The following is a 24,965-nucleotide window of genomic DNA, read 5'->3' as shown; positions in this document are numbered from 1 at the left end:
TCACGACTTCTTGGAGGCACGAGATTTATCGACCAATACTCTCCGTTTATTTTCTTGCCGCTCAACCCGACTCATCTCTTTAACTTCCTCCACCGAAAACCCCAAACGACCACCTAACGCTTCAAAGCGCGTATAAGATTCCTCCCCTTCGGCGAGGTATTCAACCATGAACGGCTGAGGCGGAACCTCTTTATTCCGAACGCCAGCGTGTAAAAAGCCCACATACTCGTTCAATACGGAAACGGCTTGCTCAAGGGTCATTAACACCTGATGTCCCTCGCTGTATTCACACTCCAGATAGAAATGACCTGCCGCATATGCCATATGGTGTGCATTACCGAACCCCAAGTACTCAGGTTGACCACGAAGCTCACACGCCGCTAGCCGAGTGATCAGTGCTTTTGCACTGGCACTCCCACTGACGTCATCACTCAACCACCCCACAATCTCACGCACACCGAAAGGAGGTCGCTCATTTTTAACCTTGGCATCAGGCTCATTGGCCGACAGATCATAAAAACCAAAGCTCGACCAACTCGGATAAATAATACCTACATTCATAACTTTCTATCTTTCCCGCACACAGGCCATGCTGTTGCCCCGGTGCCATCGGGCTTACCGTAATAGCCCTCTATTCTTACACCGCTAGGTGAGATCCCACGCCAGCGCTCACTACCCGCGATCGGTGTTGAGTTTCTAAACGCGCCCTCAATTTCTGTTTGCACTTGCCGCTTGCTCCAAGATTCAGGGAAGAATGTCGTCTCAGCTTTTTTGTTTGCCCAACTGTTCGTCTGAGGGTCACGTATCGAAACATACCCTTTTGAAACCCCAAATTCATCCGCCTCGCCAGTGATACGGGTAACCGTTACATTAGGAGACCTTAAATAATGCCCTCCGGTTCCTACTCGCTCACCGCTCCTCAACGTGTTTACTCCGCCATCGAGAATGTGGTCAAAGCGGATGTAGGCCGTGCTGAATTGCGCTCCTGCTTGCTGCTGAAGCAATTCCATTGGGGTTGGTGAAGGAGTGAAATCCTCCAGGTATTTCCCCGTATTCGGTTGCACCGGTGGGACCGGGTCTTTCCTGGTTGTACTCGAAACCACTGGCTTGATTGAACCAGGGTCACTTGTTACGACAGACCCTGCCCCGCCCTTGACACCAGCCCCCAGCGTGGCCATACCCAGCAAACCAGCAACCAGATTACCAGCAGCATTCCAACCATCCCCTTCGAATGCCTGCTTGGTACCCTGGGTAAATTGCAGCGCCCCGTTAGTCGCAGCAACAGCCCTGATTGTGCTGCCGATGGACCCCGTCAGGAAGTAGATGGCCGGATCGCCAAGATTGGCCAGCCCTTGCTGCTCGTCCCCGATACGCAGAGTACCCTTGGCATCCAGATAGGTCTGCTCGTCACCACTGCGGTCGCGCGTCCACGCCAGGTTTTCAACAAACCCCATTTGACTGCGCTGCGCATCGGCCCAGGCGAGCTTGTCCTGACTGCTGCCCGCATAAGGATAGCCATATCCCTGAACCTGTTCACCGCCGAGCAGGCTGGTCAGACTGGCCTGGGCAGCGGCCGGGCCTTTGGCATTCATTCTTTCGAAGGCATACACCTGCAGGTAAGCGGTGAGTTCGACCAGATCATCCTTTGAAAGTAACGACGGATCACGCTTGTACACTTCCAGCAACTTGTCACTGCGCTGGTCTGCACCCTCAAGCTTGACCAGCTCACGTGCAGCATTCAGCCCGCCTTCCTTGCGGAAGTTGTCGCGTGCCTCGTCGCGTTGCTTGGCCGAATGGTCACCCAGGAAATTGTACTGTGTGCCATTTTTTGCGACCCACGCTGCCTTGTTCATTGAGGCGGCATCGGCATCCTGCTGACTGGCCGCAGCCAGCACACCGACGATCTGCGAACTCATGGTCAACAAGCTTTCGTTGCCACCAGCGAGCTTGTCGAGCTGTACAACCAACGCCTCGTTGGCACCTGCCGCCAACGCACCAGTCTTGAAATCGCCTCCCGTAGCCTTGGAGAGCAAGCCTCCGACCATCGCATGGATCGCGATCTTGGATAGGCTACCGTTCTCGATACCGAATTGATGCGTGTAGTCGCCAACCGCGTTGAAGCTGGCCGCAGCCAGGGTATTGAACAGCGCCCCTTTCAGTGCATCGCTGGCACTGCCACCCTGTCCAAGCGCCTTGCCCAGCAACATGGATGTGCCGTTCTGCAGCGTTTGATTGGCCGCGAACTGACCTATGCCTTTAAGGGTGTAGAGTTTCGGTCCAATGACTTTGCCTGTGGCAACATCGGTTTTGGTGCCTGTCCAACCATCGAAGTAAGCAGCCGTCAACCCAGCTGTCACACCAGAGATGACATAACCCTTCATTGCCTCGGACGATGTCACATCCTTGAACACCGCCCCGAGATTGCCTCGGTTGTTAACGACGCTTACCGAAGCGTTGGTCGAGGCACCTGTGGCAATGGCCCCTACGGCGGCCCCCGTGGCACCACCGCCTGCCCAGGCTGCAGCCGCAGGCCCCACTACTGCCGCCATGACAATCGCGATGACCAGTTGGGCAGCCGGTCCCAGCCCCGAATTGCTGTACTTGAACGAGTCGTGGATTTCTTTGACCTGACGCCAGTCCACACCGCCCTGGGCTTCTACCTGCTTGAGCCAGGCCAGCTTCGGATCGGCCTTGACCATGGCATCGATGGATTCACTCACCGTCTGCTGATTGACCTGGCGTACATCCACATGAATCTTGCCAACGGCATTGATCACCAGATCGCCTTTGGCCGCCAACTCGCTTTGACGCACAGTTTCATCAGTGCTGCCCTTGCCCTGCATGCTGAACCAACCAGCATTGGACTTGGACTTCTCGTGACTCTCCTGATGCATGTCTTTGACCGCCTCGAAGGTCACCGAGCCACCGCTATCAAGGGTCAGGTCATTTCCAGAGGCCAGCTTCGCCCCTTGGTACAACTGGTCGCCGCCACTCTTGAGGGTAAGGTCGCCACCGCTGGTAACCTCACTGCCAATTGCTTTGACGTCGGTCACTTCGTCGCGCTGAGTCTGCTTGCTGCCCCAGCCACCCTTCTTGCTCATGTCGTACAGCGAGTACTGGCTGTCATTGGCGGCCAGCAGTTCCAGCTTGTCACCTGCCACCAGGTAGGCTTCGTCGCCGGCACTGGCCTTGCTCGCCACCAGGCGCAGGTCGCGCCCGGCATCGATGTTCAGGTCGCCACCGGCCTTCACCACGGCGGACTGCTGCTCGACTTCATCTTCCTGGCGGGTGGTTTTGGTATTGCCTTTCTTGCCTTTCGAGTAGCTGTGCTCCTCGTTGGCTGCGGCGGCCAGCGTCACATCACGGCCGGCCTGCAGGGCCAGGTCGCGGCGAGCCTCGATCTCACTGGCGACGATGCTCAGATCCTGGCCGGCAGTAGCGGTGAGGTTGCCTCCGGCCGTCACCTCACTGCCGTATTGGGTGATCGCGGTGTCGTAGCCGCTGACACGGCGACGTTGATACTCGTGGCTGTCGATCCCTTCCTGGCTGGCGATGTACAGGTCACGGCCGGCATCCAGTTCGATGTTGCGGCCAGCCTTGATCGTGCCGCCGACATTACCAATATCCCGCCCAGCCGTGATCGTCAGGTCGTTCGCCGCCTCGATGCGCGCGGCGGCATCGACCAGGTCCTTGGTCACGTGCTCGCCACCGGCGCGGCCTTCCAGGCGGGTGACGCTGCGTTCGTTGATCACATCGCCGGTCAGCGCGGTCAGGCTCACCTCGCGGCCAGCGATGACGCCGCCCTGGGCGTTGCGGATCGAGTCGGTGGCCAGCATGTCCAGGCGACCGCCGGCCTCCATCAGCCCGCTGTTGCCGATGTGGGTGGCGCTGACGGCAAGGTTGTTGGTGGCGCGCAGGGTGCCGACGTTGACCAGCTCGCCACCGCTGATGAGGTTGACGTCGCGGCCCTGGATCAGCGCGCCATTGGGCGCCAGGCGGCCGTTGGCGTGGGCCAGGTACAGCACCGGGGCGAGGACTTTCTCGCCGTTGACCTCCACCTCTTCCATCCACACGATGTCGTGGGTCAGCGCCGCCACCTGCTCGGCGCTGAGCGACACGCCCACGCGCAGCGACAACTGGTCCTTGCTGGCGATGGCGTTGTCCATCAGGTAGCGGAACAGGGTTTCATCGCTGGTCATGCCGTCGATGAAGCGCTGGCCGGTGCGCGCGACCACGGCCTCGCGGATCAGGCGCTGCTCGTACAGGCCGTCGCCGAGGCGCTTGATGGCCTGGTCCGGCTTGACGTCGAGCTCGCCCAGCAGGTAGTCGGAACTGAGGAACTGCTTGAGGTCGGTCAGCACCGGGTTGGTTTCCACCAGGTACTTGTGGGCGACGCTCGGCGCGCTGCGCTCGGGCACGCCCTGGACCAGGCGCACACCACTGGCCAGGCCCGTCAGCCCGACACCGGCATTGCCTTGTGCGCCCGGCGCCGCAGTCGTGCCGTCGACTGCGAGGGGTTGCGCTTGGCTGCCGTCGGCGCTGGCGGCCCCCGCCAGCGGGGCGATGAAGATGCCGCTGCCGGCCTGGGTGCGATCACCAACCGCCGCCAGGGCGCCGGCGCTGGCCGCGGACTGCCCGGCCTGGCTGCTGATGCGGAACAGGCCATTGCTGCCTTGGGGCAAGCTGAAGCTCGGCAGCGTGACCGGATTGACCTGGCGTTGGGCCAGGTCCGGTGGCAGTTGCGGATTGAGCGCGCGCACCTGGGTCTGGGCCTGGCGTGGGTCGGCGTTGGCGTTACCGCGCCCCTGGAGGCTACCCGCGCCGGCCTGGTAAGCACGCACCACGCTGTTGTCGATGCGCTGGGTGGCGTTGATGGTCACGGCGCCGGCCGACTGGACCACCGCAGGGGCGACCACCGCACCTGCGATCGGTGTGCGGTTGTCGATGACGTTGTAGATGCTTTCCCTCGGATACCCCGCCGCCGCCATCACCTGGTCGAGGGTCAGGGAGCCAGGGTTCTGGTTGAACTGGTTCCTGGCGCTGATGAAGGCGTTGTACAGCCCGCGATTACGGGTGTACATGCTGGCGCTCAGGTTGCGCTGTTCGCCGCCACCGGCGCCCTTGTTCTCGAACACGCCGGTGTTGACGTTGATGTCGGCGCCAGCGGAGATGCTGCTGTAGTGGTTGCGCAGCGCATTGCCGGTGAAATTCAGCTTGCCGCCGGCGGTGATGAACGCGGTGGGGCTGTCCGCGTCGATGACGTCTTGCCAGGTTTCCGTCGCGGTGAAGTACAACTCGCAACCTTTGCCGTCGCAGAAGTCGTCGGAGTAGACATTGACGTTGCCGCCGACCAGTTTCAGCTTGGCGTTCAGGTGTTCCTTGCGGTTGAGCAGTTCATCGACGGCCAGCGTCATGTTGCCAGCGCTTTCGAGGCTGCCGGAAATGTTCTCCAGCAATGCGGCGCGGGCGCTGCCGTTACCGGCCACGTCCAGGCCGCCCAGGCTGTAGAGGTCGCCATAGTTGTTGGTGAAGCTGCCCACGCGCAACGTCATGTCGTTGCCGCTGAACAGCAGGCCGCGCTGGTTGCTCAGGTTGTTGGCCGTGAGCTTGACGGTGGCGGCACCTCCCAGGGTGCCACTGTTGTCGAGCGTGGCGGCATTCACCGTCAGGCCACCCAGTGAGGTCAGGCGGCCGGCGTTACTCAGCAGGTTGCGGGCCGTCACCCCGGTACTGGCACCACCGGCCAGGCTGGCGGCGCTGGACAGCACGACATCGTTGGCCGTCAGCCCCAGGTCGCCCAGGCTGCTCAGGCGGCCATTGCCGTCGTAGGTGCCGCTCAGGTCCAGCTGCAGGCTGCCGTCGCTGGCCAGCAGGCCATGGTTGGTCCAGCTGCCGCCACGGCCCTTGAAGCTTTCCACGGCCAGCAGCTTGCCGCTGGCGGTCTGCACGAAGCGCCCGATATCCAGCTCCAGGCGCCGCGCCTGCAAGACGCTGCTGTTGGTCCAGCTGGCGGCATTGATGTTCAGCAAGCCGTCGGTGTGGAGCAGGCCACCGGCCTGCATGACCTTGTCCGAGGCCAGGCCGAACGTGCCCTGGCCGGTGTGCAGCAATTGCCCGCCGCTGTTGCTCAGGCCACCGATCTGCAGGTCGAGGTCCTGGTTGGCGCTGGCCAGCACGCCGTTGTCGTTGAGCAGGCTGCCGGTGACGATGAAGCGGCTGGTGCCGGTCTTGCCGAGTGCCCGCAGGCTGCCATTGCGGTTGTCGATCTGCGCGGCGCGCAGCAGCAGGTCGCTTTCGCTCTCCAGTTGGCCGAAGCCGTTGAACAGTGTGCCGGCCAGGCTGAAATCGAAACGCCCGGCACCGATCTTGCCGCCCTGCCCTGGGGCCGCGCCCTGGTTCTGCAGTTGCTGGCCTTCGAGCTTGAGCAGGCCGGCCGCGTACAGGCCGCCGCCACGGTTGTCGAAGTCGGTGGTGACGATGCGGCTGTCGCCTTCAAGCGCTGACAGGTAGCCGCGCTGGTTGTTCACCCCGCCCGTGGCCTCGATGGACAGCGACTGTGCCTGGGCGACACCGCTCTGGTTGTCGAAGCTGCCACGGATCACGCCGGTGAGCTTGCCCTTGGCGGCGCTGAGCGTGCCGCCAGCACTGTTGCCCAGGCGGGCGGCATTCAGGTCGAGGTCACCTTGCAGGCTTTCGATACGCCCAGCGGCGTTGTCCAGCGCATCGTCCAAAGTCACCTTGATGGTGCCCTGGCTCTTGAGCGTACCCGCCTGGTTGCCCAGGCCCTGGGCCTGGATATCGAGCCCCCCGCGCTCGCTGAACACCAGCCCGTCCTCGCCGTTGAGCAGGTCGCCCTTCAGGCGCAGCACCAGGTTCTGCTGGCTGGCCAGGTTGCCGCCACGCTGGTTGTCCAGCAGGTCGGCGTTGAGCGTGAGCAACCCCTGGCTGATCAGCTTGCCAGCGCCGTTGTGCACTTCGGCGGCGGTGAGCAGCAGGTCGCCGCCACTGGTCAACCGGGCACCGTTGCCGTTGAGCAGCGCCTCGGTCAATGTCATGCGCAGTTTCGCGCGGCTGGTCAGCTGGCCGTTGCTGTTGTCCAGGCGCTTGCCGTCGAGGCTGATCGCCTGGCCGTTGATCTGCCCGGCACGGTTGTCGACGACCGTGCCGGCCTGGTCGAAGGTCAGGTCGTCGGTGGCCGAGATCAGGCCGCCGTCACGGTTGTCGAGCCGTTCACCGACACTCAGGGTGATGGCTGCATCGGAGGAAATCACACCCTTGCGGTTGTCCAGGCGGTTGGCGGTGATGTGTTGTTTGCCCCCACTGGCGAGGGCGCCCAGCTCTCGGTTGTCGAGCAGGCCATCCAGTTTCACGGTCAGTTCGCCCGCTTTGCTCGACAGGGTTCCGCTGGCGCTGTTGTCCAGGTCGCTGCCCGTGACCTCGAGGCCCTGCACACCGGAGAACAGGCCCTTGTCGCTGTTGAACAGCTGCGCGGCCTCAAGGCCCAGGCGGCCTTGGCTGATGATCTGGCCTTGCTGGTTGTCGATGCGTCGGGCAACCAGGCTGAAGGATTGGTCGCTGGACACTTCGCCCCTGCGGTTGTCGAGCAGGCCCAGGCGCTGGATGCTCAGGGGGCCGGTGGCATTGATGCGCCCCCCTTCGTTGATCAGGTCGCCGCCATTGAGGTCGAGGTCGAGCTTGCCTTCGGCGAGCAGACGGCCCTGGCGCTGGATCAGCGCATCGACCCGCAGCAGCAGGTCGCCCTTGGCGGAGATCTCGCCGCCCTCGCTGCCGTCGACTTTGGCCGCCGTCAGGGTCAGGCCGGCGTCACTGTGTATCCAGCCGCCGCGTTGACGGGTATCGGCGCCGTTGAAAAGGTCGGCGCTGGCCACGGTCATCGCCTGCGTGCTGCTCAGGGTGCCGCCACGGTTGTCCAGTTCGGCGCTGGTGAGGGTCAGTTCGCCCTGGCTGATCACCTGGCCGCCCAGGGTGTTGTCCAGCTTGCCGGTGGTGATGCCCACACCGGTCTTGCCCGACAGCAGCCCGCGCTCGCTGTTGGCCAGCTCGCCACTGGCCACGGTCAGCAGGCCGAGCGCGGACAAGATGCCGTCGACGCGGTTGTCGAGCAAGCCATCGAGGGTCACCTTGAGCGCGGCGCCACTGGCCAGGCTGCCACCCTGGCGGTTGTCGAGGCTGGCGGCCTTGACGTCCAGGCCGGTGCTGGCGGACAGCACGCCTTTGAGGCTGTTGTCCAGGGCGTTGGCGATACGCAGGGTCAAGGACTGCTTGCTGACCACACGCCCCCCTTGGTTGTTCAAGGAGGTGGCCGCCAAGGTGAAGGCCTGGTCGCTGGAGATCTCGCCGGCCAGGCTGTTGTCGACAGTGCCCACCTGGCGCAGCAGCAGGCCACCGGGAGAGCGCAGCAGGCCGCCGTCACGGTTGATCAGTTGCCCGCCCTGCAGGTCGAGCTCGATGCCGGTGGAACTGACCAGTTGGCCGTGGTCATGCTGGTCGAGGCCACCCAGGGTCGCCTCGATCCGGCCTGCGGCGCTGATACGACCCAGGGCACTGTTGTCCAGATCATCCGCGACCAATGTCAGGCTGGCCGCGCCGATGTCACCCTTGCCACTGTTGACGAGGGTGCCGCCATGCAGTTCTGCATGCCCTTGTGCACTGATCACGCCGGCCTGGCTGTTGTCCAGGCGGCCGCTGCGCAGCATCAGCCCGGCATTGGTGACCAGTTGACCGCCCTGGTTGCCCAGCAAACCGGTGGTGGTCAGGTCGAGCAGGCCCACTGCGGAGACCTTGCCGTCCTGGTTGTTGGCCAGTTCGGCGGCCTTGAGGGTGAGCCCGCCTTCACTGATGATCCGGCCCTTGGCGCTGTTGTCGAGCTTGCCGGACACGTCGATGCCGATATGCTTGGCACTGCTCAGCAAGCCACCGCTGTTGAGCAACTGCCCCCCTTCCAGGTTCAGGCTGTCGCGCCCGCTGAGCAGGCCATTGCTCTGGTTCAGCAACCGCTGCACGGTCAGCGCCAGGCCACTGTCGCCGAGGACCTTGCCGCCCTGGTTGTCCAGCAGCTCGCGCGCGGTGAGCTTGACCTTGCCAACGCTGGCGATGGTGCCCTGCTGGTTGAGGACCTGGCGGGCGCTGATGTCGGCGCCCGTACCGCCGCGGATGCTCGCGCCGAACTGGTTGTCGACCGTATCGGCCGTCAGCACCAGCTGGCCAAGGCCGGACAGTTGGCCACCCTGCTGGTTCAACGTGCCCAGTTTGGCATCCAGGTCGCCCTTGGCGATGATCCGCCCACCGGCCTGGTTGTCCACCTGGGTAACCACCAGGTCCATGCGCCCATCGCTTTGCAGATGACCCGCGTTGCCATTTGTCAGCTTGGTCACCTCGACACGGACGTTGCCCTGGGTCGTGGCCGCGCCTTTGTCACGGTTGTCGAAATGCCCACCCGTGACCGTCAGCGATTGGTCTGCGAGCAGCAACCCGCCACGGTTGTCGAGCGTGTCGCCATGCAAGCTCAGGGCACCCTTGCTCGAGAGCAGGCCGTTGTCACGGTTGTCCAGGGTGGCGACCCTGACCTTGAGCGTGTTCTGGCTTTGCAGGTTGCCTTTGCCGGCGTTGTTCAGGTTTACCGCGGACAGGTCGAGCAGGCGCTTGCCCGACATCAGCCCGAGGCGGTTGTCGATGTCGGCGCTGGCACGGATCAGCAGGTCGCCGCCCAGCAACTGGCCGCCCGAATTGAGCAGGCCGGCGGTGGTGAGTTCGAGGCGATCGGCGCTGAGTTTGCCGCCGTTCTGGTTATCCAGCAGCGCGTGGGTGGTCACCTCGGCCTTCTGGTCGCTGCCGACCAGGCCACTGGCGCTGTTGTCCAAGCGCGTGGCCGTCACCTTCAGCCCAGCCTGCCCGACCACCCGCCCGCCACGGTTGTCGAACGTGTCGGTCACATCCACTTGCGTGCGGCCACTGCTGCTCAGCAGCCCCTGCTGACGGTTGTCCACGGTACTGGCAGTCACTTGCAAGATGCCATCGGCCAGGGCCTGGCCCTTGCGGTTGTCCAACTGGCCGGTCGTCAGCGTGACGTTGGCACCCTTGAGGCTGCCGCCCTGGTTGTCCAGGGTGGCCGTGCTGTCGATCTTGAGGTCGCGGTTGGCAACCAGGCTGCCGCGGTTCTGCAGCGTCTGGCCGGTCAGGGTGAGGTCGCCACGGGTGTTGCGCGTGTTGTCTGGCTCCACACCCGCCTCGACGACACCACGGTTGTCGATCAGGGCTGCATTGGCCGTGATCTGCTCACGGGCGGCCAGGCTCTGGCCAACCTGCAACGTGTCACGCACTCGCAGCGTGGCGCTGCCGGCGGCGTAGGTCTTGCCGGTCAGCTCGGCGCTCTGCGCCTCGAGCTTGAGGTTGCCGGCGCTGGCAGCCTGGGCCAGGGTCACCTTGCCATTGGCATCCACCTGGATATCGCCGGTGGTGGCGGCCAGGTTGCCGGCCAGCTTGACCCCAACCCCCTGTTCGGTGCCTACCAGGCGGATGCTGCCGGCGTACATGCCCCCCAGCGCCGAGCTGTCGATGGCCAGCAGCGGTTTTGTGCTGCCATCGTCGGCGCGTGGCGTGGCCTGCAGGCTGTCAGCCTGGACGTCGTTGCGCCCGGTGACGATGTTCAGCTGCCTGGCGTGCAGCTCGGCGTTGAGCTTGGCGCTGCGGGTGACCAGGTCGAACTGGTCGAGGTTGCCGGCATTGAGCGTGTCGCCTTCGATAGAGATGTCGCCGCCATCGACCTGGAAACGGTCCAGGCGCTCGCCGTCCATCACCGGCTTGCCGGTGGTGAGGGTGGCCCGTGGCGTGTTGATGAAACCGCAGCCTTTGCAGGTGATGCCGTGCGGGTTGGCGACGATGACCCGGGCCGCCTGCCCCGCCACCTCGGTGTAGCCCTCCAGGGTACTGCGATTGCCGCCGGTGACCTGGTTGAGGATCACCTGGGCAGCTTGCCCACGCAGGTTGGGGTTGCCGACGATGATGCCGCCCAGCTCGGTGGACTGGGTCTTGCTGGTGGCGTTGTTGAGGATCAGCCCGTTGCTGCCGACGTTGTAGTCCCTGAACGTGTTGTTCGACAGCCCGCTGCCATTGGGCGTGGCGATGTTGACGATCGGCACCCCGTTGCCCGCCTGGCCGAGGTGGGTGTTGGCGTTGGCCGCCGCGTCGAGGGTGAGCTCGGCCGCCGTGGTGACGATGGGGTTGAGGAACATCACGCCCGCGACGATCAGGGCGATGCATTGATTCAGCGGGGTGCGGATGTCCATGTCGAACAAACTCCAGGCGCTATGGGCGCAGGTTGCGGGGCAGCCCATGGCTGGGCGGCGATGTCACGGGCAAAGGGTGGGCGCGCGGCTCAGAAGAACGCGTCGACGCGCAAGTAGATCGGGTGTTCGCGATGCGTGATGGCGTCGGGGCGCTCCAGCGAACGGGCGAAGGTCGCGCTGGCGGCGAAGTACTGGCCACGCACGTTGAGCTCGACGGCATTGCCACTGAGGCGGCCATGGTCGTTGCCGTTGCCATGCTGGCCCTTGATCACGCCGGCATCGTAGGCGAAGGCCATGCCGTACTCGCGCAACCAGGGCTGCAAGGCGCCCCAGGTCACCGGGCGGCGCCAGCGCAGCTGGTTGCGCCAGTAGCCGCCGCTGTCGCCGGTGAGGGTCTGTTCCTTGAAGCCGCGTACCGACGACAGCCCCCCGACACTGATGCGCTGGCCGCTGTAGAGGGCATCCTCGCTCCGTTGGCCAGTGGCCAGGCTGTCGAAGCTGAATTGCTCGCCCCATACCGTGAACGGCTGCAGGTAGCTCAGGGTCAGGGTGTATTTGTTGTAGCGCGCCACGGGCTCGTTGCCATGGGGGTCGCCCGCGCCCTGGGCGTCGAGCGCGCCGATCCCCTGCTGCCAGCCGGCATCGAGGTTGACGAAGGCGCCGCCGATGCGCCGGCCATGGTTGAAGCCCAGCTGGCGCTCGGTGATGCGCGTGCTCGACACATCGATCAAGGTGTCGTCGAGGTAGTTGCGCGCGCGCAGATGGCTCACGCCCAGGCTCACCCCGGTCTTGCTCAGGCTGTCGCGGTGGATCACCCGCTCGGCCTGGAGCTGGTGCACGGTGTTGTCGCCGTCGAGCTTGAAGGGGAAACCGCTGGAGGTGTCGCGGGTGCGGTAGTAGTTGTGGTTGTAGCTGTAGTTGAAGGTCCACCAGCCCCACGGCAGGCTGTAGTTCAGCCCCTTGCTGTCGGCGTGGCGCCAGTGGTCGCTGACCACGTCCTGGCCGCTGCGCAGGCTGAGCTGGTCGGCCAGGCCCAACGGGCTGTCCCACTCCAACCCCAGGTTCATCTGCTGCTCGCCGCTGCTGGCATCGCCATTGTTGTGGCGGCTGGCCGACACCCGCCAGGGCTTGTCGCGCTGGCCTTTGAGCTGCACCCGGCTGCCACCGACCGCCTGGCCGGGCACCAGTTCGATCTCGGCCTGGCGCGAGGGCAGGCGCCCGAGCTGGTCGACCATCTGCTCCAGCTCGCGCAGGTCGAGGACCTGCCCGGCCTTGCCGGGGAAGGCCATGGCCAGCTCGCGCGGGCTGGCCAGCGCGGATTCGTCCAGCCCCTCCAGGCGCCCTTCGACAATGATGATCCGCAGGATGCCCGAGCCCAGGTCCTGCTGGGGCAGGTAGGCGCGGGTGGTGAGGTAGCCACGGTCGATGTAGTGGTTGGTGATGCGCTTGAGCAGGTCGTTGATCTGGCCGACTTGCAGGCACTTGCCCTGATAATCCTGCAGCAACGCCTGGCGCTGGCGCTCGCTGAGCAAGGTCGCGCCTTGCAGCTCGACACTGTGGATTTCAAAGCAACGCCCCTCGTCGCTGGGCAAGGCCGGTGCTGGCGACGCCGCTTTGCCAGGCAACTGCTGCAGTTCCTCGAGACGCTTGCGCTGCTCCTGCAACAGGTTCTCCTGGCGGTCCCGGATCAGGTCGCGATCACCGGGAGACTGGAACGAGGCGGCGAAAACGACAGCAGGAAGCAGCGCCAGGCCAGCGGCCAAGGCACGGAAAATAGAAGGCATACAGGAGTGGTCCGTCACTGGGAGGCAGGAGCGCATCGCTGCGAAAACGTTTGCGAAGCCTACAAGACAATGACAATGCCATCAATAAGCCATCAATCCAATCGAATAGAAGGACAATGCCTCTCTAGCGCTCGAAAAAACACGCCGTCGCCCGCAGTTCAGCGCTGGCGCAGCGGCTTGGCGGCTGGCCGGAACCACCAGCCCTGCTGCATGCCTGCCGCTGCCAGGAGGATCAGCGCCACACCCAGCCACTGCAAGGGGGTAAGGCGATGGCCGAAGGCGAACCAGTCGACCAGGATCGCTGCGATTGGATAGATGAACGACAGCGCCCCGGTCAACGCCGTGGGCAGCCGCTGGATGGCACTGTAGAGCAGCACGTACATCAACCCCGTGTGCACGATGCCCAGCGTCACCAGGCTGCCCAACGCGGGCAACTCAGCCGGCAAACCGCCAAGCTTCACCCAAGGCGCCAGCAGCAATGCGCCCGTGCTCACCTGGACCAGCGCAATCAGGTGCGGCGCAGTACCGGTCAGGCGCTTGATGATCAGGGCCGCCACGGCATAGAGAAACGCCGCGCCCAGGGCCAGGGCGATGCCCAGCAGGTACTCGCCGCCACTGCCCTGCCCGGCGCCATGGGCGCTGACGATGGCCAGCATGCCGAGGAAGGCCACGCTCAGCCAGGTCAACTTGGGCAGGGTGATCTTCTCGCCGAGGAACAGCGCCGCCAGCCCCACCAGCAAGAACGGCTGGACGTTGTACACCGCCGTGCCGATGGCGATGGAGGCCCGCGAGTAGGAAGCGAACAACAGCACCCAGTTGCCGACGATGGCCACCCCACTGGCCACGGCCAACAGGAAGGTCGCGCGGGTCAAAACACCGGGTTTGAGAATACCCATGGCCGCGCAGATCAACAGCAAGGTGCCGGCCCCGAACACGCAGCGCCAGAACACCACCTCCAGCACCGGCAACCCGGACACCAGCACGAACCAGCCGATGGTCCCGGAGATCAGCATGGCGGCGACCATTTCCAGGGCCCCGCGGCGCAGCGAATTGTCCATCTCACACCTCCTGTCGACGATGGGCACAGTATGCGGAGGATCACAGGCTGCCATCCAGCGGATGGCGAAGGTGTTTTCCAGAAATCACCTTTACTATCAAGGCAAATAATGAAAACCGCCTAACGAGGTAAGCATGACCGACGCTATCGACCAGTTGCTGATCAACGCCCTGATGGAAGATTCGCGCCGTTCGCTGAAGGCCCTGGCCCAGATCAGCGGGCTGTCCGCCCCCAGCGTCAGCGAGCGCTTGCGCCGCCTGGAAGAGCGCGGCGTGCTGCGCGGCTACACCGTGGAGGTCGATCCACGCAGCTTCGGTTACCAGCTACAGGCTATCGTGCGCATCCGTCCGCTACCGGGGCAGTTGCAGGAGGTGGAGCGGCAGATCGTGGCTATCCCCGAATTCACCGAGTGCGACAAGGTCACCGGCGAGGACTGTTTCATTGCCCGCCTGCATGTGCGCTCGATGGAGCAGCTGGATACCCTCCTCGACCGTCTCAATGTGCTGGCCGAGACCAATACCGCGATCATCAAGAAGACCCCGGTGAAACGGCGCCTTCCGCCGATGGCGTGATCGGCCCTGCAACGGCGCAGCGCTGTAGGAGCGGCTTTAGCCGCGATGCGAACAACGCGGTGTCTGGCACCCGCTGCGCGCGTGGTCGCGGCTAAAGCCGCTCCTACAGAGCCCTCGGCAAATCATCTTGTACACACAAATGTCACCTTAGGTGCCATTTTTGTGTGCACTTCTACCAAACGATGCCCCATTAGGTTACACGCTCTTCGTCCATAAACCTGATCAACTGATCAACTAAAAGACCTTCAAAAAAATAAAAACTGTTCAATCGGTCAATTTATAATTTCGCTATTTCAGCTAGTTATAAACTTAATCAAGAAATTCAAAATAATGGCCAACTAAAAGTTGGATTCCATATGGCATGGAACTGGCTTTTGTGTGCTCGTGTTTTGTATACAAACAATGCAAAACATAAATACACAAGAACCCGCAGCGTCGCCCCGAATCGCGACCGCCGCGCCCAGAACCCAGTGATGCCAACGCCTGCACCGACGAGATGGCGAGCCCGTGCGCCAGCGCCCGCTCATCGCAGTCGCACGCATCAGGAGCCGCCGGAATGAGTAGCAGCCTCGACCTTGCCCCTGAACTTTCCGTTGCCAGCACCCACCCCGCTACTACCACCCTCGAAGGTCACCCGACTGATCTAGAACTGAGCCCACGCCTGCACAACCGCGATCTTGCCCCGACCAAGCTCGAAGGCCGGCGCTGGGGTGGCTACAGCATCTTCGCGCTGTGGACCAACGACGTGCACAACATTGCCAACTACTCCTTCGCCATGGGCTTGTTCGCCCTGGGGCTGGGTGGTTGGCAGATCCTCCTGTCGCTGGCAATCGGTGCGGCGCTGGTGTACTTCTTCATGAACCTGTCCGGCTACATGGGGCAGAAGACCGGCGTGCCGTTCCCGGTGATCAGCCGCATCGCCTTCGGTATCCACGGCGCGCAGCTCCCGGCGCTGATCCGCGCGGTGATCGCCATCGCCTGGTTCGGTATCCAGACGTATCTGGCCTCGGTGGTGCTGCGCGTGCTGCTGACCGCCGTGTGGCCACAAGTGGCCGCCTATGACCACGACAGCATCCTCGGGCTGTCGAGCCTGGGCTGGGTGTGCTTCGTGGGCATCTGGCTGGTGCAACTGGTGATCCTCGCCTACGGCATGGAAATGGTGCGCCGCTACGAAGCGTTCGCCGGCCCGGTGATCCTGCTCACGGTGGCCAGCCTGGCGGTGTTCATGTACTTCAAGGCCGACGCGCGCATCGCCTGGTCGGTGGCCGAACCGCTGAGCGGCTACGAGATGTGGCGCAACATCTTCGCCGGCGGCGCCCTGTGGCTGGCGATCTACGGCACCCTGGTGCTCAACTTCTGCGACTTCGCCCGCTCGGCGCCTTGCCGCAAGACCATCCGCGTGGGCAACTTCTGGGGCCTGCCGGTGAACATCCTGGTGTTCGCCGCGATCACCGTGGTGCTGTGCGGCGCGCAATTCCAGATCAACGGCCAGATCATCGACAGCCCCACGCAGATCGTCGCCAGCATCCCCAATACCGCCTTTCTGGTACTCGGTTGCCTGGCCTTCCTGATCGTCACCGTGGCGGTAAACATCATGGCCAACTTCGTTGCCCCGGCGTTCGTGCTGAGCAACCTGGCGCCACGCCACCTGAACTTCCGCCGCGCCGGCCTGATCAGCGCCACCCTGGCGGTGGTGATCCTGCCGTGGAACCTCTACAACAGCCCGCTGGTGATCGTGTACTTCCTCTCCGGCCTCGGCGCCCTGCTCGGCCCCCTGTACGGCGTGATCATGGCCGACTACTGGCTGCTGCGCCGGGGCCGTATCAACGTGCCCGAGCTGTACAGCGAGCACCCCGCCGGCACCTACCACTACACCCGTGGCATCAACCTGCGCGCGGTGGCGGCGTTCATCCCCGCCGCCCTGCTGGCCATCGTCCTGGCCCTGGTGCCCAACTTCCATGGCGTGGCGCCGTTCTCGTGGCTGATCGGGGCCGGCATCGCCGCCGCCGTGTACCTGCTGATTGCGCCCCGTCACGGCCAGTACGCCGATGTCAGCGGCGAGTGCATCGCCGTCGACCACGCCAGCCACTGATTTCAGGGAGATTCGTCATGCGTATTCTGATTGCCAACGTCAACACCACCGAAGCCATCACCGAGGCCATCGCCGAGCAGGCGCGCAGCGTCGCCGCGCCCGGCACCGAGATTGTCGGGCTGACGCCCTGGTTCGGGGCCGAGTCGGTCGAAGGCAACTTCGAGAGCTACCTGGCCGCCATCGCCGTGATGGACCGGGTGCTGGCCTACGAAGGGCCTTACGATGCAGTGATTCAGGCCGGCTACGGCGAGCATGGCCGCGAGGGCTTGCAAGAGTTGCTGGACGTGCCGGTGGTGGACATCACCGATGCGGCCGCCAGCACCGCCCTGTACCTGGGCCACGCCTATTCGGTGGTGACCACCCTGGACCGCACCGTGCCGCTGATCGAGGACCGTCTGCGGCTGTCCGGCCTGTACGAGCGCTGCGCCTCGGTGCGTGCCAGTGGGCTGGCGGTGCTGGAGCTGGAGGCCGACCCACGGCGTGCGGTGGAGGCCATCGTCGAACAGGCCGAGCGCGCGGTACGCGAGGACAAGGCCGAGGTCATCTGCCTGGGCTGTGGCGGGATGGCCGGGCTGGACGAACAGATTCGCCAGCGCACCGGGGTGCCGGTGGTCGATGGCGTGAGTGCGGCGGTGACCATCGCCGAGTCATTGGTGCGGATGGGATTGAGCACGTCCAAAGTGCGCACCTACGCCACGCCGCGGGTGAAGAAAGTGGTGGGTTGGCCAATGCGCTTCGGGCGTTGAGTCGAAGTTGATCGTACCGGCCTCTTCGCCGGCAAGCCGGCTCCTACAGGCATGAGACAAGCGCCGAACCTGCAGGAGCCGGCTTGCCGGCGAAGAGGCCAGCTCAATCAACACAGTATCCTGGCCAATCGCTCGCCACTGCCACAAGCCAGGGTGAACCCCAGCGCCCCATGCCCCAGGTTCATCCACAGGTTGCGGTACACCGTGGCACCGATGATTGGCACCCCGGTCGGCGTCGCCGGCCGCATCCCAGCCCATTCCACTGCCTGGCTGTAATCCGCGGCTCCCGGCAACGTCTCGCCCGCCAGCCGGCGCATGCTGCGCAGGCGGCCAGCATCCACCGATTCGTCGTAGCCGACGATGTCCACCATCGCCGCCACCCGCAATTGCCGGTCGAGCCGCGCATAGACAATCTTGCGTTCGTAATCGGTGAGGCTTACCTCCGGCGCCTGATGCGCGTCAGTAATGGGGGCGCTCAGGCTGTAGCCCTTCAGCGGATAGACCGGCAACGCAAGCCCGGGCAATGCCAGCCCCGGGCTGCGGTGGCCGGCACACAGCACCAGGCGCTCGACAGCCAGTAGCTCATCACCCAGCGCCAACTCAACCACCTTGCCACTGTGCGGTATCAAGCGCGTCACCGGCTTGCCCAGGAAGAACCGGCACTGCCCCGAGGCGCGCAAACGCTCGGCCAGACGCAGGCAGAAACGGTGGCAATCAGCGACCTCTTCGTCTGGTGTGAACACGCCACCGATGAAAGGCGCATCGGCCAGCGCCGGGTCCAGCCTGCGCACATCAGCAGCTGCCAAGACCTGCTGGCCCTGCGGATCGAGCAAATGGTCACGCCCATGAGCAAAGGCCTTTGGCGTGCGGAAGGCAACCAGCTTGCCATTACGCCGCCAGGCGAAGTCTTCCAGGGCATCCTCTTCACGCCAACGTGCCAACGCGGCTTGACTTTCCAAGGCCAGGCCCAGCAGCTGGGAGGTGTTGCGCCGGTTCGTCGAGCGCTGGCAAGCGAGCAAGAAGGCCGCCAGCCAGCGCCACTGCGCAGGGTCCAGACGCAGGCGTAAGCGCAGTGGCGAATCGCCCTGCAGCAACCAGCCAAGCGCCTGCCAGGGCACGCCCGCATCGGCCAGCGGCGCCACGTAGCGATAGGACAACTGCCCGCCATTGGCGAAGCTGGTGGCACTGGCCAGGCTGTCGCGTGCCTCGATCAGGTCGACCGATAGCCCTTCGCGCACCAATGCGTAGGCTGTCGCCAGGCCGACCACCCCTCCACCAATCACTGTCACCCGCTGGCTCATCGCACATCCCTGTCCACGTCTGCAGACCGAGACAGTAGCAGCAGGTCAGGTCGGACAGCCATGGGCACCGTGGTCGAGCCCTTGGCGCACGTTGCGGCTGAGCAGGCTGGCCTTGCCATCCCGCCAGGTCAGGGTGAGCACATAGAGCGTATCGAAATCGTCGCCGCTCCAGTCTTCGGTGATCACCCGCTTCTCGCCGAGTGCCTTGCCGGCCACGGTATTGATGAGCTCCGGGAGATAGCCATGGGACCAGGCGGTATAGACGGTGGCGTTGCGGTACTTGTCGCGCAGCAACTCGTCGGCCAGGTCGTCGGTATCGTTGGCACCGTAGTCGATGTTCACTGGCAGGCCCAGGCGAATGGCGCTGGGGGTGATGGTCATCAGGGGACGGATGTAGCTGTAGCGTTGGTCCTGGCTGCCCTCTTCGACCTGCCGCGAGGGGTTGGCGGCGAACACATAGTCGGCCTTGCCGAAGCGCTCCGGCAGCAGCGTGGCCAGGTCCAGGGCGCGGTTGAGCCCTTGGCAGTTCAACTGCCCAAGCCCCTCGCCAGGTTTTTCGGCGTGGCGCAGGAACACCAGTGTCTGGGTGCCGTCCACCGGTTGTGCGCGGCTTTCGACCACACCCAGTACCAGCGGCACGGCTGCGGCAGCAAGCGCCAAACTCAAAAGCAGGTGGCGATGACGGCGCAGGAAAGTTGGCAACTTCATCAGGGCAGGCTCTTGTGACAAGGAGAATCGGGGTGCCCCGCCACATCGCCCTGCGGCCGAGGCCGCAGGGCTTCCCTGTCGTGAATGCCATCCGTGGCGGCGAGTGAGGGTCAGAGTGCCCTCAACCCGTTTGGTTCCTCCATGGCTGCACGTGCCGTTCCGTGGACAAAGCCCACGTTAGCGCACGCGTATTGCCGATTTATGGCAGGGGCTCAGTCGTCGCGGGTCAGCACTTCGAGCAGTTCGATCTCGAAGGTCAGGTCCGAATTCGGCGGGATCTTGCCCATGGTTCGTTCGCCATAGCCCAGGTGCGCGGGCACCTGCAGCTTGCGCTTGCCACCGACGCGCATGCCCATCAGGCCCTGGTCCCAGCCCTTGATCACCCGGCCGGTGCCGATCACGCACTGGAACGGCTTGCCGCGAGACCAGGACGAGTCGAACTCGCTGCCGTCGGCCAGCCAGCCGGTGTACTGGGTGGTGATCAGCGCGCCCTTGACCACGGCCTTGCCGTCGCCTTCTTGCAGGTCGGTGATGTGCAGTTCGCTGCTCATGGTCGGATTCTCCCCGGGACATTCAGACAAAGGGCGCCGTTTTCTCAGGAATGCCGTGGTTTGGCAAGCGTTCATCGCGGTTGCTATTGCGCGGTGAACCGCTCGAACGCCTCCCGGCCGGTCCATTCCTCGGTCTGGTTCTTGAAGCAGTACCAGGCGGGTTTTTCGTCGATGAATATCTGCAGGTTGAAGTCCCAGGCTTCGTCGCCGTCGAGCAGGCCGATGGGCAGGATGTAGATGTCGCTCTGCTTTACGCGATAGAACAGGTGGGTGCCGCAGTGGCTGCAGAAACCGCGTTGGGCCCAGGGGGAAGAGTCGTAGACGCTGGGCTCGGGGCCTTCGATCTTCGGGGGCTGGGTGCAATGCACGGCCAGCAGCGGGCCACCGGTCCACTTGCGGCACATGCGGCAATGGCAGGCGCTGATCTGGGTGTTGTCGACGGTGGCCTTGAGGTGGGTTTTGCCGCAGAGGCAGGTGCCTTGTTTTACCAGGGGCATTTGGGGAGCTCCGTGCTTGTTTGGGGGATTGGGAGTATAGGCTTCGGCTTTTCAGAGTTTGGGTTTGGAAGTTTGTGAGCATATCCATTGGCGATGGTCACGCAGGCTTACCTTTGCGCCCTTACGGCCATCCCTTTCAAGGTCTTTGGACGCAGGGGGCGTGACCGCATCAGGGCCGCCGGGAGTGTCAGTTTTTTTGTGTGCGGGCCGGTAACGGCCTGCCGCCAGGCAGGCCTTGATTTCACCAGGTCGGCCTGATGAACCGATCTCCGTACAGAATCGCAAATTGATTCATCGCGCTTTTCCAATCATGGGCCGGTTTTCCCCAATTGGCTGTTATGTTGCGCAATCCCAACCAAATCAGTTTGGTCGCTGCGTCATCATTCGGGAAATGCCCGCGAGTCTTGATGACCTTGCGTAGCTGGGCGTTGATGCTCTCGATGGCGTTGGTGGTGTAAATCACCTTTCTGATGGCCGGTGGGAAGACGAAAAATGGAATCACTCGATCCCAGGCGCGTCTCCAGGCAGCCACCACCGTTGGATATTTCTCGCCCCACGGCCCGTTCTCAAACTCATCGAGTGCTTGCTCAGCCGCTTCAGCATTAATGGCTTGGTAAATCGGCTTCAGCTCCTTGGCCAGAGCCCGCCGCTTGTCCCAGGCCGCGAAGTCGAGGCTGTTGCGGATCAGGTGCACGATGCACGTTTGCAACGTCGTCTCTGGAAACACGGCACTGAGAGCCTCTGGCATACCTTTGAGGCCATCGGTCACGGCAATCAGCACATCTTCGACACCGCGCGTCTTGAGATCGTTAAAGACCTTCATCCAAAACTTCGCGCCCTCGGTGTTCTCGATCCAGATGCCCAGGATATCCCGCGTCCCGTCGGGGAGGACGCCCAGGGCCAGGTAAATGGCCTTGTTGCGCACCAGGCCCTCTTCGCGGATCTTCACCCGCAGTGCATCGAAGAAAATGACCGGGTACATCGGCTCCAGTGGCCGCTGTTGCCACGCGCCAATCTCGTCCATGACCTCGTCTGTCACAGAGCTGATGAAGTCGGGTGAGACCTCTGTTCCATACTGCTCGGACAAAAAGGCTCGGATCTCTCTGACCGTCATTCCACGGGCGTACATGGCGATGATCTTGTCATCGAAACCGGTGTACCGCCGCTCGTGCTTGGGGATCAGAATGGGCGAAAAACTGCCGTCTCGATCGCGAGGAATTTCCAGCCGCAGCGGGCCATCCCCCGTTAAAACCGTCTTGCCACTCTTGCCGTTACGCTGGTTGGTTTCATCCTCTGGGCGCTGCGCGCCCGGCGGATAGCCCAGGTGGTGGCCAAGCTCGGCATGCAGAGCGCGTTCGATCAGGGCCTTCTTGAACGCCGCGGAGGCATCCTCGATAGCTTCTGCGGTCATTAGGCCCTCACCGAACTGCTCCAGCAGCTCTTTGGGGATTTTGGGCAGGTCACGCAAGGGTTTCTTTTTGGTTGGCATACATGCACCTCTTACTCATGTTATGCCCGAACACAAAATTTCTGACACCCTCGGGCCGCCAGATGCACGCCGGGATTCTTGCAGCGTCTTTCAGATCGAGCGCCGCCCGCGCGGCGCATCGCGGATGAATCCGCTCCTACATTCGTTGCAACGTGGCCATGATAGGCCATGGTTGTTCGCCTTGTTTGTACGACGCAATTTATCGGCTGGCGCCGCCGCCGCCCCGCCCGGCTCACGCCATGCGCCAAGGCTGACAACCATGGCCTCACAGATGCGGTACGTTGCAACCGATGTAGGAGCGGATTCATCCGCGATGCGCCGCGCGGGCGGCGCTCGATCTCATAGGCGCGGCAACGCTAACGTCGAACACCTTGAAAGGCCTGGCCGAAAGGACGGAAAGGTGAATCAGCGTCTACATAGCAAACGGATATGCCTACACAGCCCAGAACCAACTAATCAACTTACGAGAGCACATTCCAATTACCTACCCATAAAAAAACCCGCACCACTCAAGGCACGGGTTTCTCGAATCAAGCGTCAATTCGACGTCGAATCACCGCTCCAGCAGAATCCGCAACATCCGACGCAGCGGCTCCGCAGCCCCCCACAGCAGCTGGTCACCCACCGTGAAGGCCCCAAGATACTGCGACCCCATGTTCAGCTTGCGCAGCCGCCCGACAGGCACATTCAGCGTCCCGGTCACATTGGTCGGGCTCAGCTCCTGCATGCTGATCTCACGCTGGTTCGGTACCAGCTTCACCCATGGGTTGTGCTGGCTGATCAGCCCTTCGATATCGGCCATCGGCACATCTTTGTTCAGCTTGATGGTCAGCGCCTGGCTGTGGCAACGCATGGCGCCGATGCGCACGCAGATACCGTCGACCGGAATCGGGCTCTTGAAGCGCCCGAGAATTTTGTTGGTCTCGGCCTGGGCCTTCCACTCTTCACGGCTCTGCCCGTTCGGCAGTTCCTTGTCGATCCACGGGATCAGGCTGCCGGCCAGCGGCACGCCGAAGTTCTCGGTCGGGAAGCCCTCGCCACGCATGGTTTCGGCCACCTTGCGGTCGATATCGAGGATGGCGCTGGCCGGGTTGGCCAGGTCATCGGCCACGGCCGCGTGGATACCGCCCATCTGCTTGATCAGCTCACGCATGTTCTGCGCGCCGGCGCCCGAGGCCGCCTGGTAGGTCATGGCGCTCATCCACTCGACCAGGCCGGCTTCGAACAGGCCGCCCAGGCCCATCAACATCAGGCTGACGGTGCAGTTGCCGCCGATGTAGTTCTTGGTGCCCGCGTCCAGTTGCTGGTCGATGACCTTGCGGTTGACCGGGTCGAGGATGATCACCGCGTCATCCTGCATGCGCAGCGAGGAAGCGGCGTCGATCCAGTACCCCTGCCAGCCGGCTTCGCGCAGCTTGGGGAAGACTTCGTTGGTGTAGTCGCCGCCCTGGCAGGTCAGGATGACGTCGAGGGTCTTGAGCTCTTCAATGCTGTAGGCATCCTTCAGCGGGGCAATGTCCTTGCCCACGGCAGGGCCTTGGCCACCGACATTGGAGGTGGTGAAGAACACCGGCTCGATCAGGTCGAAGTCCTGCTCTTCGAGCATCCGCTGCATGAGCACGGAACCGACCATTCCACGCCAACCGATCAGACCTACACGTTTCATCGCAACTACACCTTTGCTAAAAGTGGGCCGCCACCGGGAGTTTTTGGTGGCGGGCCAGAGAGATTACAGATTCCGCAGCGCTGCGACTACTGCGTCGCCCATTTCCTGCGTACCGACCTTGGTGCAACCGGCCGACCAGATGTCACCGGTGCGCAGGCCCTGGTCCAGGACCAGGCTCACGGCCTGCTCGATGGCTTCGGCGGCGGCCGACTGGTTGAAGCTGTAGCGCAGCATCATCGACACCGAGAGGATGGTCGCCAGCGGATTGGCGATGCCCTGCCCGGCGATGTCCGGCGCCGAACCGTGGCATGGTTCGTACATGCCCTTGTTGTCGGCATCCAGCGACGCCGACGGCAGCATGCCGATGGAACCGGTGAGCATGGAAGCCTCATCCGACAGGATGTCGCCGAACATGTTGTCGGTCACCACCACGTCGAACTGCTTGGGCGCGCGCACCAGCTGCATGGCGGCGTTGTCGACGTACATGTGGCTGAGCTCGACGTCCGGGTAGTCCTTGGCCACTTCTTCCACCACTTCGCGCCACAGCTGGCTGGAGGCAAGGACGTTGGCCTTGTCCACCGAACACAGTTTCTTGCCACGCACGCGGGCCATGTCGAAGCCGACACGGGCGATGCGGCGCACTTCGCTTTCGCTGTACGGCAGGGTGTCGTAGGCCTGGCGCTCGCCGCCTTGCAGCTCGCGCTGGCCGCGTGGTGCGCCGAAGTAGATGCCGCCGGTGAGCTCGCGGACGATGAGGATGTCCAGGCCGGCGACGATCTCGGGCTTGAGCGACGAGGCATCGGCCAGTTGCGGGTAGAGGATCGCCGGGCGCAGGTTGGCGAACAGACCCAGTTGCGAGCGGATCTTCAGCAAGCCGCGCTCCGGGCGGATGTCACGCTCGATCTTGTCCCACTTCGGGCCGCCCACGGCACCCAGCAGCACGGCGTCGGCCTGACGCGCGCGCTCGAGGGTCTCGTCGGCCAGTGGCACGCCGTGCTTGTCGATGGCCGCGCCACCAATCACGTCGTGGGCGAGGCTGAAGCCGAGCTGGAACTTGTCGTTGGCCAGTTCCAGCACCTTGACCGCCTCGGCCATGATTTCCGGGCCGATGCCATCACCTGGGAGAATCAGAATCTGCTTGCTCATGCTTTCCTCGTATCCAATCAAGCGGCGCGCCCTGTCGGCGCGCCGAAAAA

At 63.5% G+C, this 24,965-nt stretch carries 14 protein-coding genes; 3 read left to right on the top strand and 11 right to left on the bottom strand.

From position 1 onward, the window contains the following. From JYG34_RS07955 to JYG34_RS07940, 4 genes are all read right to left on the bottom strand, one after another. On the bottom strand, positions 1-561 hold the full coding sequence (locus JYG34_RS07955) for a hypothetical protein (RefSeq protein WP_213660197.1): 561 nt from the start codon (positions 559-561) through the stop codon (positions 1-3). Next, positions 558-11,306: a DUF637 domain-containing protein gene (locus JYG34_RS26440; RefSeq protein ID WP_213660196.1), complete on the bottom strand. Its 10,749-nt coding sequence runs from the start codon at positions 11,304-11,306 to the stop codon at positions 558-560. The genes JYG34_RS07955 and JYG34_RS26440 overlap by 4 nt, the downstream gene beginning before the upstream one ends. 89 nt (positions 11,307-11,395) lie before the next feature. Then, positions 11,396-13,090 carry a ShlB/FhaC/HecB family hemolysin secretion/activation protein gene (locus tag JYG34_RS07945; protein WP_213660195.1) on the bottom strand — a complete coding sequence of 565 codons (1,695 nt, stop codon included), beginning with the start codon at positions 13,088-13,090 and terminating at the stop codon, positions 11,396-11,398. A gap of 158 nt (positions 13,091-13,248) precedes the next feature. Beyond that, positions 13,249-14,148: a DMT family transporter gene (locus JYG34_RS07940; RefSeq protein WP_213660194.1), complete on the bottom strand. Its 900-nt coding sequence runs from the start codon at positions 14,146-14,148 to the stop codon at positions 13,249-13,251. Between the two features lie 133 nt (positions 14,149-14,281). Between JYG34_RS07940 and JYG34_RS07935 the strand changes: the two genes are divergently transcribed. The 3 genes from JYG34_RS07935 to JYG34_RS07925 all read left to right on the top strand — a co-directional run bounded on the left by JYG34_RS07935 (position 14,282) and on the right by JYG34_RS07925 (position 17,557). Continuing rightward, complete coding sequence (locus JYG34_RS07935; RefSeq protein WP_213660193.1) at positions 14,282-14,719, top strand: Lrp/AsnC family transcriptional regulator; 438 nt, start codon at positions 14,282-14,284, stop codon at positions 14,717-14,719. Positions 14,720-15,275: 556 nt separating this feature from the next. Next, entirely contained in the window at positions 15,276-16,811 is a 1,536-nt protein-coding gene (locus tag JYG34_RS07930) for an NCS1 family nucleobase:cation symporter-1 (RefSeq protein WP_213660192.1), read from the top strand. A 17-nt stretch (positions 16,812-16,828) separates the two neighbouring features. Further along, positions 16,829-17,557, top strand: coding sequence for an aspartate/glutamate racemase family protein (locus JYG34_RS07925; protein WP_213660191.1), 729 nt, complete (start codon positions 16,829-16,831; stop codon positions 17,555-17,557). Positions 17,558-17,664: 107 nt separating this feature from the next. On the opposite strand, the gene JYG34_RS07920 is transcribed toward JYG34_RS07925, so the two are convergent. The 7 genes from JYG34_RS07920 to leuB form a co-directional block, all read right to left on the bottom strand. Next, positions 17,665-18,858, bottom strand: coding sequence for a D-amino acid dehydrogenase (locus JYG34_RS07920; protein ID WP_213660190.1), 1,194 nt, complete (start codon positions 18,856-18,858; stop codon positions 17,665-17,667). 45 nt (positions 18,859-18,903) lie between these two features. Beyond that, on the bottom strand, positions 18,904-19,566 hold the full coding sequence (locus JYG34_RS07915; protein WP_213660189.1) for a histidine phosphatase family protein: 663 nt from the start codon (positions 19,564-19,566) through the stop codon (positions 18,904-18,906). Between the two features lie 212 nt (positions 19,567-19,778). Further along, positions 19,779-20,117: an FKBP-type peptidyl-prolyl cis-trans isomerase gene (locus tag JYG34_RS07910; protein WP_213660188.1), complete on the bottom strand. Its 339-nt coding sequence runs from the start codon at positions 20,115-20,117 to the stop codon at positions 19,779-19,781. Positions 20,118-20,200: 83 nt separating this feature from the next. Next, complete coding sequence (locus JYG34_RS07905) at positions 20,201-20,614, bottom strand: GFA family protein (protein ID WP_213660187.1); 414 nt, start codon at positions 20,612-20,614, stop codon at positions 20,201-20,203. Positions 20,615-20,855: 241 nt separating this feature from the next. After that, positions 20,856-22,103, bottom strand: coding sequence for an IS256 family transposase (locus JYG34_RS07900; RefSeq protein ID WP_213657248.1), 1,248 nt, complete (start codon positions 22,101-22,103; stop codon positions 20,856-20,858). Positions 22,104-22,656: 553 nt separating this feature from the next. Next, positions 22,657-23,769, bottom strand: coding sequence for an aspartate-semialdehyde dehydrogenase (gene asd, locus JYG34_RS07895; RefSeq protein ID WP_213660186.1), 1,113 nt, complete (start codon positions 23,767-23,769; stop codon positions 22,657-22,659). Positions 23,770-23,832: 63 nt separating this feature from the next. Beyond that, positions 23,833-24,915: a 3-isopropylmalate dehydrogenase gene (gene leuB / locus JYG34_RS07890; RefSeq protein WP_213660185.1), complete on the bottom strand. Its 1,083-nt coding sequence runs from the start codon at positions 24,913-24,915 to the stop codon at positions 23,833-23,835. Positions 24,916-24,965: the final 50 nt, after the last annotated feature.

The sequence above is a fragment of the Pseudomonas entomophila genome (assembly GCF_018417595.1).
GTDB classification, from domain to species: Bacteria; Pseudomonadota; Gammaproteobacteria; order Pseudomonadales; family Pseudomonadaceae; genus Aquipseudomonas; species Aquipseudomonas entomophila_C.
The sequence above is the reverse complement of the archived record's forward strand: the minus strand, read 5'-3'. Positions and strand labels throughout refer to the sequence as shown.

Excerpts from the sequence above, each read along its gene's own strand:
- JYG34_RS07955 (WP_213660197.1), bottom strand. The coding sequence starts at position 561 with ATGAATGTAGGTATTATTTATCCGAGTTGGTCGAGCTTTGGTTTTTAT.
- JYG34_RS26440 (WP_213660196.1), bottom strand. The coding sequence starts at position 11,306 with ATGGACATCCGCACCCCGCTGAATCAATGCATCGCCCTGATCGTCGCG.
- JYG34_RS07945 (WP_213660195.1), bottom strand. The coding sequence starts at position 13,090 with ATGCCTTCTATTTTCCGTGCCTTGGCCGCTGGCCTGGCGCTGCTTCCT.
- JYG34_RS07940 (WP_213660194.1), bottom strand. The coding sequence starts at position 14,148 with ATGGACAATTCGCTGCGCCGCGGGGCCCTGGAAATGGTCGCCGCCATG.
- JYG34_RS07935 (WP_213660193.1), top strand. The coding sequence starts at position 14,282 with ATGACCGACGCTATCGACCAGTTGCTGATCAACGCCCTGATGGAAGAT.
- JYG34_RS07930 (WP_213660192.1), top strand. The coding sequence starts at position 15,276 with ATGAGTAGCAGCCTCGACCTTGCCCCTGAACTTTCCGTTGCCAGCACC.
- JYG34_RS07925 (WP_213660191.1), top strand. The coding sequence starts at position 16,829 with ATGCGTATTCTGATTGCCAACGTCAACACCACCGAAGCCATCACCGAG.
- JYG34_RS07920 (WP_213660190.1), bottom strand. The coding sequence starts at position 18,858 with ATGAGCCAGCGGGTGACAGTGATTGGTGGAGGGGTGGTCGGCCTGGCG.
- JYG34_RS07915 (WP_213660189.1), bottom strand. The coding sequence starts at position 19,566 with ATGAAGTTGCCAACTTTCCTGCGCCGTCATCGCCACCTGCTTTTGAGT.
- JYG34_RS07910 (WP_213660188.1), bottom strand. The coding sequence starts at position 20,117 with ATGAGCAGCGAACTGCACATCACCGACCTGCAAGAAGGCGACGGCAAG.
- JYG34_RS07905 (WP_213660187.1), bottom strand. The coding sequence starts at position 20,614 with ATGCCCCTGGTAAAACAAGGCACCTGCCTCTGCGGCAAAACCCACCTC.
- JYG34_RS07900 (WP_213657248.1), bottom strand. The coding sequence starts at position 22,103 with ATGCCAACCAAAAAGAAACCCTTGCGTGACCTGCCCAAAATCCCCAAA.
- asd (WP_213660186.1), bottom strand. The coding sequence starts at position 23,769 with ATGAAACGTGTAGGTCTGATCGGTTGGCGTGGAATGGTCGGTTCCGTG.
- leuB (WP_213660185.1), bottom strand. The coding sequence starts at position 24,915 with ATGAGCAAGCAGATTCTGATTCTCCCAGGTGATGGCATCGGCCCGGAA.